At 56.1% G+C, this 17,057-nt stretch carries 13 protein-coding genes; 10 read left to right on the plus strand and 3 right to left on the minus strand.

What is annotated here, in order from left to right; genetic code table 11:
* Positions 1-7 precede the first annotated feature (7 nt).
* From ACXAF0_RS00955 to ACXAF0_RS01000, 10 genes are all read left to right on the plus strand, one after another.
* Positions 8-676, plus strand: coding sequence for a DUF6134 family protein (locus ACXAF0_RS00955; RefSeq protein ID WP_475342909.1), 669 nt, complete (start codon positions 8-10; stop codon positions 674-676).
* A gap of 55 nt (positions 677-731) precedes the next feature.
* Positions 732-2,042 carry an OmpP1/FadL family transporter gene (locus ACXAF0_RS00960; RefSeq protein WP_475342910.1) on the plus strand — a complete coding sequence of 437 codons (1,311 nt, stop codon included), beginning with the start codon at positions 732-734 and terminating at the stop codon, positions 2,040-2,042.
* A 96-nt stretch (positions 2,043-2,138) separates the two neighbouring features.
* A complete protein-coding gene (locus ACXAF0_RS00965; RefSeq protein ID WP_475342911.1) occupies positions 2,139-3,830 on the plus strand; it encodes a long-chain-fatty-acid--CoA ligase in 1,692 nt (563 codons plus the stop codon).
* A 104-nt stretch (positions 3,831-3,934) separates the two neighbouring features.
* The gene (locus ACXAF0_RS00970; protein WP_475342912.1) at positions 3,935-4,339 is read left to right on the plus strand and encodes a MerR family transcriptional regulator; all 405 of its coding nucleotides are present in this window, start codon (positions 3,935-3,937) and stop codon (positions 4,337-4,339) included.
* A 45-nt stretch (positions 4,340-4,384) separates the two neighbouring features.
* Positions 4,385-5,521 (plus strand): thiolase family protein, encoded by a 1,137-nt coding sequence (locus ACXAF0_RS00975; protein WP_475342913.1) that lies wholly within the window; start codon positions 4,385-4,387, stop codon positions 5,519-5,521.
* Positions 5,521-7,857: a 3-hydroxyacyl-CoA dehydrogenase/enoyl-CoA hydratase family protein gene (locus ACXAF0_RS00980; protein ID WP_475342914.1), complete on the plus strand. Its 2,337-nt coding sequence runs from the start codon at positions 5,521-5,523 to the stop codon at positions 7,855-7,857. The genes ACXAF0_RS00975 and ACXAF0_RS00980 overlap by 1 nt, the downstream gene beginning before the upstream one ends.
* 22 nt (positions 7,858-7,879) lie before the next feature.
* Positions 7,880-9,664 (plus strand): acyl-CoA dehydrogenase C-terminal domain-containing protein, encoded by a 1,785-nt coding sequence (locus ACXAF0_RS00985; protein WP_475342915.1) that lies wholly within the window; start codon positions 7,880-7,882, stop codon positions 9,662-9,664.
* A 55-nt stretch (positions 9,665-9,719) separates the two neighbouring features.
* Complete coding sequence (locus ACXAF0_RS00990; protein WP_475342916.1) at positions 9,720-10,250, plus strand: thioesterase family protein; 531 nt, start codon at positions 9,720-9,722, stop codon at positions 10,248-10,250.
* 60 nt (positions 10,251-10,310) lie between these two features.
* Positions 10,311-11,117 carry an enoyl-CoA hydratase/isomerase family protein gene (locus ACXAF0_RS00995; RefSeq protein ID WP_475342917.1) on the plus strand — a complete coding sequence of 269 codons (807 nt, stop codon included), beginning with the start codon at positions 10,311-10,313 and terminating at the stop codon, positions 11,115-11,117.
* Between the two features lie 22 nt (positions 11,118-11,139).
* A complete protein-coding gene (locus tag ACXAF0_RS01000; RefSeq protein ID WP_475342918.1) occupies positions 11,140-12,033 on the plus strand; it encodes an SDR family oxidoreductase in 894 nt (297 codons plus the stop codon).
* Positions 12,034-12,319: 286 nt separating this feature from the next.
* On the opposite strand, the gene ACXAF0_RS01005 is transcribed toward ACXAF0_RS01000, so the two are convergent.
* The 3 genes from ACXAF0_RS01005 to ACXAF0_RS01015 all read right to left on the minus strand — a co-directional run bounded on the left by ACXAF0_RS01005 (position 12,320) and on the right by ACXAF0_RS01015 (position 16,871).
* Complete coding sequence (locus ACXAF0_RS01005; protein ID WP_475342919.1) at positions 12,320-12,799, minus strand: hypothetical protein; 480 nt, start codon at positions 12,797-12,799, stop codon at positions 12,320-12,322.
* Positions 12,800-12,936: 137 nt separating this feature from the next.
* The gene (gene mdoH, locus ACXAF0_RS01010; RefSeq protein ID WP_475342920.1) at positions 12,937-15,054 is read right to left on the minus strand and encodes a glucans biosynthesis glucosyltransferase MdoH; all 2,118 of its coding nucleotides are present in this window, start codon (positions 15,052-15,054) and stop codon (positions 12,937-12,939) included.
* A 56-nt stretch (positions 15,055-15,110) separates the two neighbouring features.
* Entirely contained in the window at positions 15,111-16,871 is a 1,761-nt protein-coding gene (locus tag ACXAF0_RS01015) for an OpgD/OpgG family glucan biosynthesis protein (RefSeq protein ID WP_475342921.1), read from the minus strand.
* Between the last annotated feature and the right edge of the window lie 186 nt (positions 16,872-17,057).

The following is a 17,057-nucleotide window of genomic DNA, read 5'->3' on the forward strand; positions in this document are numbered from 1 at the left end:
GGGAAACATGCGCAGTCGTATCACAATTGGCAGCATATCGGCCCTGATTGCCGGATTTACGATCCAGTTTGCCGCACCGTCCTTGGCGTTTGGATCGGAGATACTGAACTTTCGCGTTCTTAAGGACGGGGAACCCATCGGCTATGAAAAGGTCGAAATCATACCGACCACCACTGGCCAGACCGTCAAGGTGGAGACCCTGACGGATGTTCGGGTGCTGTTTTTAAAGTTCCACTACGACCATCAGCGCACCGAACAATGGCAGAACGGCGAGCTGATCTCGGTCGAAACCACCACCAATGATGACGGCACATACTACACCTGGCAGGCAAGCTATGACGCAGATTGTTATGCGCTTTCTGGCAAAGGTGTCGGGAAACGTGATGCCTGTGACGGGGCCTGGCCACTGAGTTTGTGGCACGAGGACGTTACCGGCAAAGCCAACCTTTTAAGCGTCATCAATGCCGAACCCTATAACGTCGACACACACAGGGTCGGTGAAGAAACCGTGATGGTCGAAAGCCGGGAAACACCGGCAGTCCATTACGAAATGTCTGGCGATGTCGACCGTGATCTCTGGTACGGCACCGACGGAAAATTGCTCAAAACGAGCTTTAAAAGAAAAGGCTACGACATCGATTTTATCAGGGTCGATGCGATAGACCTTCAACAATAAAAGCGGGCGTTTTAAATCATAGATTTGAAACGTTATAAGATTAAGGGAGAAACAGATGTCCTACTTCAAAAAGGGCTGCCTCTGGGGGGCAGCTTCAGGTACTGCACTTCTGTGCGCACTTGCCAGCGTTGGCACCGCACACGCATCGGGCTTTCAGGTCCGCGAAACCAGCGGCACCCTGCAGGGCTCAAGCTTTGCCGGCATGACCACCCTGTCCACCGATGCATCCACCATGTCCTACAATCCGGGTACCGTTGGTCAATACAAGGAAACCAGCTATAGTGCGGGTATCACTGTCATTCGACCGGTTGCGAACGCAACCAATACAGTTGCAACCAACGGCTCACGAACGGTGATTGCTCAGACCGGTGGCGGCTACAAGGACATGGCTCAGGATGCTGCAGTGCCTAACGCACATGCCGTCTGGAAATTGAACGACCAGATCAATCTTGGTGTTTCGATTACAGCACCTTGGGGCCTTGTTACCGATAACGATTCCGATTTCGCAGGGCGTTTCTTTGGCACAACATCCAAAATCAAAACCGTAAATATCAAGCCCGTGGTCGCTTATCGCTTTGACAATGGCCTCAGCATCGGCGCTGGTCCGCAAGTTCAGCGGTTTGAAGCCGCCCTGAGCAAAGCAGTTCCGTCACTCGGCGGCGCAGTGGCAGAGGGTAACTCAACGGTCGAAGGCGACGATATCGGCTATGGCTGGACCGCCGGGATGAATTGGGAGATCACGAACACCACCCGTGTTGGTCTTTCCTACAATTCCGAGGTTGAACACAAACTCAAAGGCGACATCACCTTCGATAGTGCCGCGAAGAGTTTGGCCACCCCATGGACGGATCGCAAGACAACGGCCAAGATCACCACGCCCGAATCCATTGCGTTTGGTCTTTCGCACGATCTTTCGGATCAATGGACCGTCATGGGTGACATGCAATGGACCAACTGGAACTCGGTTAGCGATCTTGTCTTTAATTATAGTGGGCTGATCAACAGCGCATCAGCGACTACTGGCAGCACAACCGAGAATTATCAGTGGGGAACCTCGTGGTTTGGCGCCCTTGGTGCACGTTACCAACACGACGATAACTGGTTCTTCACCGGTGGTGTTGCCTACGACGAAACCCCGATCAAAACCCGTAACCGCAATGTGCGTCTGCCGGATTCTGATCGCTATTGGGTATCGCTTGGTGCGACATACAAAGCAGCTGACTGGGCGGATGTAACATTGGGCTACACCCACATTTTTGCAGATGAAGCACGGGTCGATCACGCCTCTTCGCTCGTTGGCAATTACTCTGCCTATTACGAAGCCAAGGTCGACATCATCGCGCTGCAGGCGAAATTCAAGTTCTGATCTGCTATACTGTGCGGTGCGGGGTGCTTTGGCGCGCCGCATCGGGCTCCCTTTTTTTACCCGAAAAGTGACGTTAACGTAATGGAGTTAACGCAAGTGAACCAAGTAAACGTTCAAGAAGCCCCGATCCTGCGCGATGGTGTTGACATCAGCTCACCGGTTAAAACGCGCCCCGTGCATGAAATCTTTGATAATGCGGCCGCCCGGTTCCCGCTGCGCCCGTGTCTGGATTTCCTCGGTCGGATTTATGACTACAAGACCATCGCTGAACAGATTGACCGTGCCGCAGAAGGCTTCAAACAGCTTGGCGTGCGCAAGGGTGACAAGGTCGGGCTGTGCCTGCCCAATACGCCCTACTATGTCGTCTGCTATTACGCGATCCTGAAATGCGGCGGTGTGGTGGTGAATTTCAATCCGCTCTATGCCAAGCGCGAGATTGCCTATCAGATCGAGGATTCAGGTTGTCGGCTGATGGTGACGCTGAACCTGAAACAGATTTATCCCAAGGTCGCGGCCTGCCTCGATGAAACCTGCCTGAAGCGGATTGTTGTTTGCGAAATGAGCGGCATCCTGCCGCCGGTCAAAAGCGTTCTGTTTTCGCTGTTCAAGCGTAGCGAACTGGCCGAGGTGCCAATTGATCTGCGCCACATCCCCTATTCGCGGGTGATCGGATGCAAGCCGATTGATCGCGTCGTCGATATCGATGTCCATGATCTGGCGGTGCTGCAATATACCGGCGGCACGACCGGACGCCCCAAGGGGGCAATGCTGACGCATGCCAATCTGAGTGCCAATGTCGATCAGTTGACCCGCTGGATGCCGGACGCCAAGCCGGGGCAGGAAGTCACCTTGTGTGTTTTGCCGTTCTTCCATGTCTTTGCCATGACGGTAGCACTGAACACATCGGTCAATCTGGGTGCGGAAATGGTGTTACAACCACGTTTTGAGCTCAGTTCCTTGATCAAGGCGCTAGACAAGAAAAAGGCCACCATTTTCCCGGGTGTTCCGACGATCTATACGGCGATCAACAATTCGCCGGAAACGCTCAAATACGATCTGTCACACATCCGGTGCTGCATTTCCGGGGGCGCACCGCTGCCGGTCGAGGTCAAACACCGGTTTGAGGAAATCACCGGCTCCAAGGTCGTCGAAGGATATGGTCTGTCGGAAGCAAGCCCGGTTTGCACATGCAACCCGCTTAAGGGTGAGAACAAGGAAGGCTCCATCGGCCGTCCCTTGCCGGGTACCGAGATCGAAGTTCGATCCCTGGATCGTCCCGAAAACCCAATGCCGCTTGGCGAGAAGGGCGAGGTTTGCATTCGCGGCCCGCAAGTCATGCCGGGTTACTGGCAAAATGAAGCCGCCACCCAGGAGACCTTTGTCGATGGTTGGCTGCGCACCGGCGATGTCGGCTATCAGGACGAGGATGGCTATACATTTCTGGTCGATCGCCTCAAGGACGTGATCCTGTGCAGCGGTTACAACGTCTATCCGCGCGCGATTGAGGAGGCACTTTATCTCCATGATCAGATCGCCGAAGTCACCTGCATCGGCGTGCCTGATCAATATCGCGGCCAGGCACCCAAGGCATTTGTCCGCCTGAAAGATGGCGTGACCAATGTCACGGCCGAAGACCTGCGGGCATTTCTTGATGACAAGATCTCGAGAATCGAGATGCCGCGTGAAATCGAAATACGTGAAGAACTTCCCAAAACCATGGTCGGCAAACTGTCGAAAAAGGAACTGATCGAGGAAGAACGCCAAAAGAGAGAGGAAAATACGGTTTAGTTGCAACGCGTTGGCGTCACGATACACACACTGAAAAAATCTAAGTGACGTTAACGTAAACTAATTGACGTATAGTGAAAAATAGATACCATAAAGGGCGAATAATGACCAAAATTGACGAACGGTTTTATACCGTTCCCGAACTGGCCGACGATCTTGGCATCACGCCGCGCACCATCCGGTTTTATGAGCAAAAGGGGCTCCTGAACCCGCAGCGTGCCGGCACCACCCGGGTCTATACCCGACAGGATCGCGCCAAACTGCTCCTCATTTTGCGGGGCAAGCGACTGGGTTTCAGCCTGAAAGAGATCGCGGATTATCTCGATCTTTATGGCGCGGACCCCACCCAGGCAGAGCAGATCAAGATGCTTCTGGAACGCGTTCGGGAACGGATTTCTGACCTGGAAGAACAGCGTCAGGCACTGGACGTCACACTGGATGAACTGCGCGAAATCGAACAGCAATCGGTTGATGCGCTTGAAGAAAAAGGAATCGATCCGGCCCCGTAATAAAAACACCGGATCCGAGGAAAGCTCAGGAAGGAAGACAAAGCCATGACCAACGCCGTAATTGCCGGATATGTCCGGTCCCCCTTTACCCCGGCCCGCAAAGGGGCCCTTGCCAAGGTCCGTCCTGACGACCTTGCGGCACAGGTCGTCAAAGGTCTGGTCGAAAAGACCGGCATTGATCCCAACGCGATCGAGGATTTGATCCTTGGCTGCGCCTTCCCGGAGGGTGAGCAGGGCTTCAATGTCGCCCGTCTGATCACGTTCCTTGCCGATCTGCCGCGTTCTGTCGCGGGTGTAACGGTCAACCGGTTCTGCGGTTCATCCATGCAGTCGATCCATCAGGCGGCTGGCGCGATTGCAATCGGGGCTGGTGATGTCTTTATCTGTGCCGGTGTTGAAAGCATGACCCGGGTTCCGATGATGGGCTTTAACCCGCTGCCCAACCCGGAACTTTATAAAGCCATGCCCGAAGCCTATATGGGCATGGGCGATACAGCCGAAAATGTTGCCGCCAAATACAGCCTGACCCGTGCCGATCAGGAAGCCTTTGCGGTCGAAAGCCACAAACGTGCCGCAGCGGCACAGGCCGCTGGCAAGTTCGTCGATGAAATCATCCCGATTCAGACCAAGGACGGCGTCGTGTCCGAGGATGGCTGCATTCGCGGCGAAACCACCGCCGAAGGCCTGGCCGATCTCAAACCCGCCTTCAAGGCAGATGGCGTTGTTACTGCAGGCACCTCATCACCGCTGACCGATGGGGCCTCGGCGGTTCTGGTGTGTTCCGAAGAATATGCCGCCAAAAACGGCCTGACCCCGATTGCACGCGTCAAATCGGTTGCGGTTGATGGCTGCCTGCCGGAAATCATGGGCATCGGCCCGATTGGCGCCTCGAAAAAGGCGCTGTCACGTGCAGGCCTGAGTGCGGGCGATATTGATGTGACCGAACTTAACGAAGCGTTTTCGTCGCAGGCCATGGCAAGCATTTCCGATCTGGGACTGGACGCGGCCAAGGTCAATATCGATGGCGGTGCGCTGGCAATTGGCCACCCGCTAGGTGCGACCGGGGCGCGCATCGTTGGTAAGGCTGCTGCAATACTCAAACGTGATGGTGGCAAGTATGCGCTGGCGTCCCAGTGCATTGGCGGGGGTCAGGGGATCGCGACCATTCTGGAGGCGATGTAATGCCCAAGGTAGCCAAAGACATCAAACAGGTCGCCGTTATTGGCGCCGGTGTTATGGGGGCGGGGATCGCTGCCCATATCGCCAACTCCGGGACGCCTGTCCTGCTGCTTGATATCGTGCCCGAAGGCGCCAAAAACCGTAATGCGGTTGCCGAGGGCGCGGTCGCCAAGATGCTGAAAACCGACCCGGCACCGTTCATGTCCAAACGGGTCGCCAAACTGATCACGTGCGGCAATATCGAGGATGACCTTGATAAGATCGCCAAATGTGACTGGGTGATCGAGGCTGTCATTGAACGCCTTGATATCAAGCAGGATCTCTATCGCAAGATTGATGCGGTGCGTGCCAAGGGATCGGTGGTCTCATCGAACACATCGACCATTCCGCTTGCCACCCTGATTGACGGGATGGAGGAAAGCTTCGCACAGGACTTCATCATTACCCACTTCTTTAACCCGCCGCGCTATATGCGCCTGCTGGAGCTGGTTGGATCAGGTGTTACCCGCGATGGTGTGATTGATACCGTTGCCGATTTTGCCGATCGCAAACTGGGCAAGACCTGTGTGACCTGCCATGACGAACCGGGCTTTATCGCCAACCGTCTGGGTGTCTACTGGATTCAGGCCGCCATGGTCGAGGCCATGGACTGCAACCTGACCGTCGAAGAAGCCGACAGTGTCATTGGCCGGCCATTCGGCATCCCCAAAACCGGGGTATTCGGCCTGATGGATCTGGTGGGTCTTGATCTGATGCCGCATGTGCAATCAAGCATGGCGGGCCTTCTTGATAAATCCGATCCGTTCCACGCGATTTACCGCGAAAGCGAGTTGGTCAGCAAACTGATTGCTGATGGCTATACCGGGCGCAAGGGCAAGGGTGGCTTTTACCGCCTGAACCGTGATGGTGGTCAGAAGGTCAAAGAGTCGATTGATCTGCAAACCGGTGAATTTGCCAAATCCGAAAAAGCGCGCCTTGGCAGTGTCCGGGCCGCTGGCAAAGACCCGCGCAAAATGATGGAAGCATCTGACAAGGGTGGTCAGTATGGCCGCGCTGTCATGGGCAAAACCCTTGCCTATGCCGCCTTCATTGCCGAGGCCGCGGCCAATTCCATCGTCGATGTCGATGATGCGATGAAGCTGGGCTATGCATGGAAAACCGGGCCTTTTGAGCTGATGGATGCCATTGGCGTTGATGCCCTGATTTCGATGCTCGAAGAAGACGGTGTTGAAGTCCCGGCCTTGCTGAAAAAGGCGGCAGGCAAGTCGTTCTACAAGGTCGAGGATGGTGAACTTTACTATCTCGGCTTTGATGGCACCTACGCCAAGGTCACCCGCCCGGATGGCGTCATCCTGCTTGAAGACATCAAACGCAAATCCGAACGCGTCGCCGGCAACCGCGCCGCATCGCTTTGGGATATTGGCGATGGCGTTGCCTGCCTTGAATTCCATACCAAGATGAACGCCCTTGATTCCGATGTGCTTGGCGCGATCAAGACATCGATCCGGACTGTGAAAAAGCAGTTCAAGGCTATGGTCATCTATAACGAAGGCAGCAATTTCTCGGCAGGCGCCAACCTTGGTCTGGCTCTGTTTGCCGCCAATATCGCCGCCTGGCCAGAGATCGAAAACCTCGTTGAGACCGGTCAGGAGACTTACAAGGCGCTGAAATATTCGCCCTTCCCGGTCGTCGGTGCGCCGAGCGGCCTGGCCCTGGGTGGCGGGTGTGAAGTTCTGCTTCATTGTGATGCTGTTCAGGCGCACGGCGAAACCTATATCGGGCTGGTTGAGCCCGGTGTGGGCCTGATCCCGGCCTGGGGCGGGTGTAAGGAAATGATCCGTCGCTGGGCGGAAAATCCGAAGTTCGTCAAAGGTCCGATGGCCCCAAGTGCCAAGGCATTCGAGATCATCTCGGTCGCGACCGTTGCCAAATCGGCGATGGAGGCCAAGGAAAACCTGTTCTTCCGCGAAGGTGACGGCATCACCATGAACCGCAACCGTTTGCTGGCCGATGCCAAGGAACGCGCGTTATCCATGGTCGATGGTTACGAAGCGCCCGAAGGATTCACCTATCGTCTGCCGGGCGAAGCGGCCCGGGTTGCGTTTGAAATGGCGGTCGATGGCTTCCACCGTTTGGGCAAGGCCACCGATTATGACCGCGTGGTCGCCGGTGAACTGGCCAAGGTTCTGGCCGGTGGTGACACCGACGTGACCGAGGAACTTTCCGAAGACGATATTCTTGAACTGGAACGCGAAGGCTTCATGCGTCTGGTCCGCAACGAAGGCACCATGGCCCGGGTCGAGCATATGCTGCTGACCGGCAAGCCATTGCGCAACTGACCGGTCCGGGAGGAAACATAAAATGGCTGAATATAAAGCACCCCTGCGCGATATGCGCTTCGTCCTGACCGAGCTGTTTGATTACAACGATATCAATCAGATGCCCGGTTGCGAGGATTTCACCCCCGATGTGGTCGATGCGGTCCTCGAAGAAGCCGCCAAGGTCTGCGAAGAAGTCCTGTATCCGATCAACCGGTCGGGTGATGAGGAAGGCTGCACTTGGGATGACGGGGTTGTCACAACCCCCAAGGGTTTCAAGGAAGCCTATCAGACCTTTGCCGAAGGCGGCTGGACGGGCATTGCCTGCGATCCGAAATATGGGGGGCAAGGCGCGCCGAAATCACTCAATGCCCTGGTCGAGGAAATGATTTGTTCGACCAACCTGTCCTTTGGCATGTATCCGGGCCTGTCTTTTGGCGCCTATGCCGCCATGCATGCCCATGCATCGGACGAGCTTAAGGACAAGTTCCTGCCCAAGATGGTCGAAGGCACCTGGTCGGGCACCATGTGCCTGACCGAACCGCATTGCGGTACCGATCTTGGCATCATCAAGACCAAGGCAGAACCACTTGGTGACGGGTCCTATGCGCTTTCGGGCACCAAAATCTTCATCTCCGCCGGGGAGCACGACCTGACGGAAAACATCATCCATCTGGTGCTGGCCAAATTGCCTGACGCTCCAAGCGGCACCAAGGGCATTTCGCTTTTCCTTGTGCCGAAATTCATGGTCGGCGATGACGGATCACTTGGCGATCGCAATGCGGTGAAATGCGGATCCATCGAACACAAGATGGGCATCAAGGCATCATCGACCTGTGTGATGAACTTTGACGGTGCGGTCGGCTATCTGGTCGGCGAACCCCATCAGGGCATGCCCGCCATGTTCACCATGATGAACCAGGAACGTCTGTCGGTCGGGATTCAGGGTCTTGGCCTTGGTGAAGCGGCCTATCAGGGTGCGCGTGCCTATGCCAAGGACCGCCTACAAGGCCGCGCCCTGACCGGTGCGAATTCCCCCAATCAGCCAGCCGACTCCATTATCGTCCATCCCGATGTACGGCGCATGCTGCTGACCGCCAAGGCAACCAACGAAGGTTGCCGAGCGATGGGCATGTGGGTCGCGCGCGCACTTGATACCGCCAAGCATCACGCAGACCCGGTCAAACGCGAAGAAGCCGACGAGCTCGTTCAGCTGATGACCCCGATCGTCAAGGCACTGTTCACCGACTGGGGCTTTGATAACACCAACCTGGGTGTGCAGGTCTTTGGCGGACATGGCTATATCCGCGAATGGGGCATGGAACAGTATGTCCGTGATGCCCGTATCGCCCAGATTTATGAAGGCACCAACGGCATTCAGGCACTTGACCTTGTCGGCCGTAAAATGCCGACCAAGGCCGGGCGTTATTTGCGCCGTTTCTTCCATCCTGTGCAGGAATATATCGAAGCCAATGTTTCAAACGGCGAGCTTGGCGAATATGTCCAGCCACTGGCGAAGGCCTTCATGCGCCTGCAACAGGCGACCGGCGAACTGGCCCAGCGCGGCATGAAAAACCCCGATGAAGCCGGGGCAGCCGCAACCGAATTCCTGCGTCTGTTTGGTCTGGTGGCCGTTGGTTTCATGTGGGCCCGGATGGCGGAAATCGCGCTTGCCAAACAGGGTGATGACGAAGACGGTTTCTACAAGGGCAAGCTGGTAACAGCCAAGTTCTATATGGAACGGGTTCTGCCGCAATCAGGTGCCCTGTTCAGTCAGATCATGTCGGGCTCTTCGACCATGATGGCGCTTGACGAGGAGCTGTTCTGATCATGGCTGTGGGCCGCATCTATCAAGACCGGACACCCGTGAACGGAGCGTTGTCGTGAACCTGATTTTCCGACTGATCCGTGTGGTGATCCTGTCCTTGTTGCGGCCCCGCCTGCACCCGCTTGATCCATCGACTCTGCATTTCCGGGCATGGCCGCTGGATCTTGATATCAATGTGCATATGACCAATTCGCGCTATTTCGCGCTGATGGACCTGGGTCGGACGGAACTGATCGTGCGCAACGGTATCGCCAAGCAAATGTTCAAACGCAAATGGCAGCCGGTGGTGTCGGGATCGACCATGCGGTTCAAGCGCGCCATCAAACCGTTTCAGAAATTCGCGCTCGAAACCCAGGCGCTCTATTGGGACGACAAGGGGTTCTATCTTGAACAACGCTTTGTCTCGAACGGCAAGACACTGGCCCTTGGCGTGGTCAAGGCCGTCTTTGTCGGCCCGGATGGCATTGTGGCCCCCGAAGATGTCTGTCGGATGGTCGGTGCGGATGAAACCTCGCCCTCCATGCCCGACTGGCTTTCAGGATGGCCTGATATGGAAACCGCGATTGAAGCACGGCTGGCGATTTAACACACACCAACAACCGGCAAACCGGGACACATGCGGAAAATCCGCGCAGGAGGAAACACCATGGCATCTAATGACGCCGTATTGCTCAACATCACCGACGGGGTCGCGACCATTACGCTGAACCGCGCGGACCGCATGAACGCCCTTGATCAGGCGATGGTCAGCGGTCTGTCCGCTGCCATGGACAAGATCGAAGCCGGCATTTCCGATATCGGAGCCGTCATCATCGAAGGATCGGGCGGCACATTCATGGCCGGTGGCGATGTGAAGTTCTTCCATCAGGTGTCAAAAGGCCCGGTCGAAGACGCGCGCTCCTTGATCGAGGCCTTGATTGATCGGGTTCATGACATCGTTTTGCGCATCAACGCCCTGCCCCGTCCGGTGATTGCCAAGCTCGAAGGGGCGGTTGCCGGATTTGGTGTCAGCCTGATGAATGCCTGCGACCTTGCCATTGCCGCTGAGGAAACCGTTTTCACCCTGGCCTACATCCATATCGGCACCTCGCCCGATGGCGGGGCGACCCATTCGCTGACCCGGTTGGTCGGCATGAAAAAGGCCAAGGAAATTGCCCTGCTGGGCGACCGATTTGGCGCCGATGAAGCCCATGATTGCGGCCTGATCAACAAGGTTGTCCCGGCCGATCTGTTGCCATCCGTCACCGCGAAATACGCCACCCGTCTGGCGACCGGCCCGCGCGATGCGATTGCACGTACCAAGGCGTTGCTCAATGCCGCCCCCAATGCCGATCTGCAAACCCAGTTGAAGGCCGAGGCCAAATCATTTAGCGACTGCGCGACAAGTGCCGATTTCCGCGAAGGTGTAACCGCCTTTGTAGAAAAGCGCACTGCGCGTTTTGGCAAATCATAAAAAGAATTCAGGGAAGAATTTGATGACGAGTCTTAAAGGCAAAACACTGTTCATCACTGGCGCATCGCGTGGCATCGGCAAGGAAATCGCGCTGCGTGCCGCCCGCGATGGCGCCAATGTCGCGATCATTGCCAAAACCGATGAACCCCATCCGAAACTGCCCGGCACCATCCATAGTGCCGCGGCCGAAATCGGGGAGGTCGGTGGCAAGGCACTCGCCCTTAAAACGGATATCCGCGATGAAGATCAGATTGCCGAAGCTGTCGCCAAGACTGTCGAGACGTTCGGCGGGATCGATATCCTGATCAACAATGCCAGCGCGATCAACCTGACCCCGACGCTGGACACCCCGATGAAGCGGTTTGATCTGATGCATCAGGTCAATACACGTGCAAGCTTTGCCTGTGCCCAGGCCTGCCTGCCGCACCTTTTGAAATCGGATAATCCGCACATCCTGACCATGTCGCCACCGCCAAACCTGTCGCCACAATGGTTTGCCAATCATACGGCCTATACGATTTCAAAATACGGCATGAGCCTGATCACCCTGGGTCTGGCGGCCGAATTTGCCGACGAAGGGGTTGCTGTCAATTCGCTTTGGCCAGTCACCGTGATTGAAACAGCAGCACTGAATATGATCCCCGGTCTTGAACAAGGTCGGGCACGCACACCGCAAATCATTGCCGATGCCACGCATGCGATCCTGACCGCACCCGCGCGCGAGGTTACAGGTGGCTTCTTTACCGATGAAAGCGTGTTGGAGGCCATCGGCGTCACCGACTTCGAACACTACAACCTGACACCGGGCAAACCGCCCTATCCGGACTTCTTCCTTGAGCTTGATCGCAACGGCAAGAACGATCCCGAAGTGGCAAAACTGCTTACGAAACTGGGCCGCTTTCACAAAGCAGCCTGACCGTCATGGCGCCGGGGAAGTGTGTGCCTCGGCGTCTGGTAGGGGCCTGATTTTACGGCTGTGGATGATCTGCACTGGAAATCGGGCTCACTCGCCCGCTGAACTCAACCCGCCCTTTGTGGCGGGTTCTTTTTTTGCCCAGACATCATGGATGCCGCACACATAAAGGCACCGCCACAGGGGAGAATGGCGGTGCCGCCTTCGCTATAAAACGCCAAACGTCGAGGGAAACGTTGAGGGATATGATGAAAAAGCGTGAAGCGAAGGAATAGGTATTTAACGGGAGTCAGGAAGCGCGGCGTTCCAGAGTCTGACGCGGCATTTCACAGGCGACAAGGCTTGGTGTCGGCAACATCATCTGCACCGAAAGCGCCATGCCAAGATCGCGATGATCGCGTTTGGTATCAAGGAAATGTTCCGACCAGATGCCATCACGGTTGGCTGAGAGAAACGCACAGCGCAGCATCGAAAAACGCCCAGAACCATGACAATCATGCTCACCGGTTACCTGTGCGAGCCATCCAGCAATCGCATCATGGGCGGCCTGATCAAGAATGTCCTGCATGCTGGCCCGGTCATTGGCGGCAATGCTGTCTTCGGCGAGCGCATCACGAAGTGCGTTAATCATGCGCTGACTGGCCTGCGGGGCACTGACACCAAACGAACGCAGCCATGCATGGGCCGCATCTTCGATCAGGCGCGTCATCGCGGCCGATTCAAATGCAGCATAGGTGAAACCCTGTTTTGCAACGCTCATGTCAGTCATTCGTTTGGCCCTCCGGGCGGTGAACAATCAGCAATATTTAACGTGTTGTTAAGGATGAGGATCGCTGAAAAAACGCGGCATAATTTGCTCGAATCAGGGCGTTTTTGTGGCGCGCAAAATCTTTGTAAAACAAACCACTAGCTGGCCGGTTTCGGGCTATCAACCGCCACATGATCACGGCCCGCCATGATCTGATCAAGCGGTTTGACCGGCCATGACAGGATCAGAAGTTTTTCATCGCGCGTCAGGCTTTCGACACCCAACCGGGCAAGCTTTTCATAAATGATCCCGATCTCGATCGCGGTCCGGGCATCAGGTTTGCGCACCGGCAACAAGGCAGAATGAAGCGCATTGGCATACGGATCTTCGATCAGGCGCAACAAGCCGTCTTTGACATCCTCACCCCCACTTTCGGCCGTAATCCGCGAAAGTGCACGAAGCTCACCGGGGCTGTCATATTCTTCGGGCGTGACAAAAAGCTTCATCCGGCGTGCGGCCTTTCCGATGGCGAGGCTACTGGAATAATGGGTGAGCCACGGCGACAGAATAAGCCCCGCCAGAATGGGCGACAGCCACCAGAAGAACGCCGTATCGACAAACACGGCAATCGCCCCCCAGACCAGACCCAGCACGATAATGGCGCGATGAGTTTTAAGTGCGGCCTTGAACGGCACGCCGGCATCATCGCGTTCCTGCGCATCCCAGCCAACCTGATTACCGGTCAGAACCGACAATACGAATTGCGAATGCAGCATCATCATGATCGGGGCCTGCAGCGCAGAATACAGGGTTTCAAGCAGGCCACTGGCCAATACTATCACCCCGCCATACTGCTTGCGATCGCGGCCCAGACAGACCATCAGGATCGAGATGATCTTGGGCAGAACCAGCATGCCGATGGTAAAGACCAGCAACACCAGCATTTCAAACGACCGGTCGACCGGCCATTGCGGGAACATGGTGAACTGACCGGGGAAGAAGCTATAGGTCAGTTGGGTGTTTTGAAGGGTCGCAATCGTCGAGCTCAGCAAAAGCAAAAGCCACAGCGGCGATGACACAAAGCTCATCACCCCCATAAAGAAATGCAGACGGCTCAGCGGTTTGAAACCTGGCGCGACCATCAGACGCGCGTGCTGCATATTGCCCTGACACCAGCGACGATCCCGGATGGCAAAATCAATCAGGTTGGGTGGCAATTCTTCCCAGCTGCCTTCAAGCTGCGGGATCAGCCAGCACCGCCAACCGGCCTTGCGCATAAAGGCGGCCTCGACGAAATCGTGGCTCAGGATATGACCACCCATCGGCGGCTTGCCCGACAGAACCGGCAGGCCACAGCATTCGATAAACGCCTTGGTGCGAATGATCGCGTTATGGCCCCAATAGTTCGAGCTGCCCATACACCAGAATGACAGACCCGCTGACATGGTTGGGCCATGCACGCGCGAAATGAACTGCAGGATGCGGGCAAACAGGGTCTGACGGCCGGTGGGCTGTGGCGGGCTTTGAATGATGCCGGCATCCGGGTTGTTTTCCATCAGATAGGCCATATTGACCATGGCCTCGCCCGACATGACGCTATCGGCATCAAAGACGATCATGTGATCGTAATTTGCCGCATAGGTCTCGCAGAATTCCTTGAGGTTGCCCGACTTGCGTTCGGTGTTTTCTGCCCGGCGGCGGAAGAATATCTTGCCGCGCGCATTCAGATCCGCGCACGCCTTGGCCCATGCCATTTCCTCGGCAATCCAGATGTCGGGATCGCGGGTATCAGACAACACAAAGAAATGAAACGCATCAAGCTCACCGGTCGCCGCCAGACTTTCATAGCTTGCCCGCAAACCGGCAAAGACCCGGTTGGGATCTTCGTTATAGACCGGGATCACCACAACGTTTTTGGACCGCAGGCGCCCCTTGCGCGCAATCGGTTTCAGGCGTTTGAGCGTGATCGCATCAAGCTTCAAGCCACGCAAAACCAGCCCGACAATGCCCGTAAAGAAGGACAGCGAAATCCAGGCGAAATTAATCGTAAAGAACGCCACCACCACCATTTCCATGATGGTCAGCTGATCCGCACCCAAAACGTCCGTCATCAGCCACGCCGCATAAGCGGTTGCCGCAATCGACGCCCCGAACAGGAAAAACCGACGTGACCCGACGCCGGGTCCGCGCAACTTGACCGTCGGATCACACAAGGTGTCATCAAACCCGTCTGCGGGGGCGGTCCCATTGGCTTCGGTGTTGGTGGCTTCTGTCATCTGGCTTGTCCGGGGTTATCTGTTTCTGGCAATCGCTGGCACTTGATCCCAAGGGATCAGAACGCCCACGGCATGGTCCAGGTCTCGCTCAGGACCTTGTCCTGATAGAGGATGAAGGCGCGAAGATTGCTTGAGGTGGCGTCACTGGTATTGACCAGATCAAAGATCACACGAACGCCACCATTTTCCGGATCCGGCAGAATGCGAATGTTGCGGACCTCGCCCTCAGACGCGCTGATATCCGCCCGCAGGTTCTTGGCATCCTTGGTGAAATAATCCAGATCACCACCGGCAAAGTTAAGAACAAACCGGGTCCCGGCCTGATCTTCATCGCCCTGGGGGGCCAGTCGCTGAATACGGGTATCGGCGGCCTGTGCCATACCGTGCAATCCGGTGCCATCGCGGGTTGCGGTCACACTATAGGCGACCTGCATTTCCCCACCGGCGGCCGGTTTGGTTTCTGGCACCCAATAAGCCACGATATTGTCATTGGTTTCCGACGGGCTCGGGATTTCGACCAGTTCGATATGGCCCTTGCCCCATTTGCCCTTCGGCGTCACCCAATAGCCCGGCTGCTGATCAAAGCGTTTTTCCAGATCCTGGTAATGATCAAAATTTCGATCACGCTGCAAAAGACCGAACCCGATAGGGTTTTCATCCAAGAACGAGCTCATCTGCAGGTTTTCAGGATTATCGAGCGGACGCCACAGCCATTCGCCGCGCCCGTTATTGATCAAAAGCCCGTCGCTGGAATGGACTTCACCGCGATAATCATCAAAGAACCGGCGGCGCTGTTCACCAAACAGGAACATGCCATTGAGCGGTGCGATACCAATCTTTTCCACGCGATCTCGGAAGAACAGATGCGCCTTGATATCGGCCTTACTGCGCCTGCCTGGCGTAATGTCAAACTGATAAGCACCAGTAACCCGCGTACTATCAAGCAGGGCATAAACCGTGATGGTCTCGGCCCCGTCCGTTGGTTCAACAATCCAGAACTCACGGAAAACCGGGATTTCCTCACCCGTCGGCCCGGCAAGATCAACGGCAAGGCCGCGCGCCATCTGGCCAATCGACTGGCCCTGCCCCTGCAGGCGGAAATAGGACGCGCCAAGGAACCGGGTCAGTTCATCATGGTTGGTCACGTCTGACAGCGGATACCGCAAACGGAACCCGGCATAGTTCTGGGTGGAGAAATCATTGCCCGACAAGCCGGTCTTGCCGAAATCAAACAGCCCGGCAGAAAACGGAATGATCTGCACTTCGCCGTCACGTACCAGATTGATGGTCACCGGCACGTCATACATGGTGCCCGGGTGAAACAGTTCCAGACTGAAATCGGTCTTAGCCGGATTAAAGAAGGCGCGCTGCGACTTGAAGCGGATCTGTGCGTATTCTTCCGCGCTCAGCCCCGAAAGCGCTTCGGGCAGTTCACGATGTGGATTTTCAAATGGCTGGGTCGCCAGATTGCGCGCAAGGTCGGTCACCATCGCCGGATCAAACATCACGGGCTTGGAAACGACAGGCTGTTTGGGCGTATCGGTCTGATCAGCGGGTGCCGCATCCACGGCCACACCTTCTGACGGAGCGTGGTTATCTTCTGCCTGTCCGCTTGGCGTCGTTTCCTCAGCCGGTGTCACAGTTGCAGGCACAGAGTCTGGCGCAGCCGTCTCGGCACTCTCAGTTGCCGGGGTGGGATCATTTTCCTGTGCATGGGGGCGCACCGCCCCGCCAATCATGATCAGCGAGGATGCCACAGCACCCAAAAGAACACGCCTGAGGGGCAGCTTCATATGCTGCTGAAAATGTTGCGTCATGCTCGTATATGCTACCAACCGTTGGATTTTTCGAATTTATTGGTTGCTTTTGTGCACAGGAAACAGGGCAGGAATGTGTCGTGATCAGGGTAAGAATCCGCAAAACGCGCATGTGCCATGCTGCCCGAAAGGATTGCTTTAATCCCGGACATGTCATTGGCAAAGCGTCATTTTTGCATGGGCAGC

It is taken from the genome of Thalassospira sp. ABD4_177, assembly GCF_056160125.1.

Bases quoted from the DNA above. Each gene is read 5' to 3' on its own strand.
- mdoH (WP_475342920.1), bottom strand. From the start codon at position 15,054: ATGACAGAAGCCACCAACACCGAAGCCAATGGGACCGCCCCCGCAGAC.
- ACXAF0_RS01000 (WP_475342918.1), top strand. From the start codon at position 11,140: ATGACGAGTCTTAAAGGCAAAACACTGTTCATCACTGGCGCATCGCGT.
- ACXAF0_RS01005 (WP_475342919.1), bottom strand. From the start codon at position 12,799: ATGACTGACATGAGCGTTGCAAAACAGGGTTTCACCTATGCTGCATTT.
- ACXAF0_RS00970 (WP_475342912.1), top strand. From the start codon at position 3,935: ATGACCAAAATTGACGAACGGTTTTATACCGTTCCCGAACTGGCCGAC.
- ACXAF0_RS00995 (WP_475342917.1), top strand. From the start codon at position 10,311: ATGGCATCTAATGACGCCGTATTGCTCAACATCACCGACGGGGTCGCG.
- ACXAF0_RS00960 (WP_475342910.1), top strand. From the start codon at position 732: ATGTCCTACTTCAAAAAGGGCTGCCTCTGGGGGGCAGCTTCAGGTACT.
- ACXAF0_RS00955 (WP_475342909.1), top strand. From the start codon at position 8: ATGCGCAGTCGTATCACAATTGGCAGCATATCGGCCCTGATTGCCGGA.
- ACXAF0_RS00985 (WP_475342915.1), top strand. From the start codon at position 7,880: ATGGCTGAATATAAAGCACCCCTGCGCGATATGCGCTTCGTCCTGACC.
- ACXAF0_RS01015 (WP_475342921.1), bottom strand. From the start codon at position 16,871: ATGACGCAACATTTTCAGCAGCATATGAAGCTGCCCCTCAGGCGTGTT.
- ACXAF0_RS00975 (WP_475342913.1), top strand. From the start codon at position 4,385: ATGACCAACGCCGTAATTGCCGGATATGTCCGGTCCCCCTTTACCCCG.
- ACXAF0_RS00980 (WP_475342914.1), top strand. From the start codon at position 5,521: ATGCCCAAGGTAGCCAAAGACATCAAACAGGTCGCCGTTATTGGCGCC.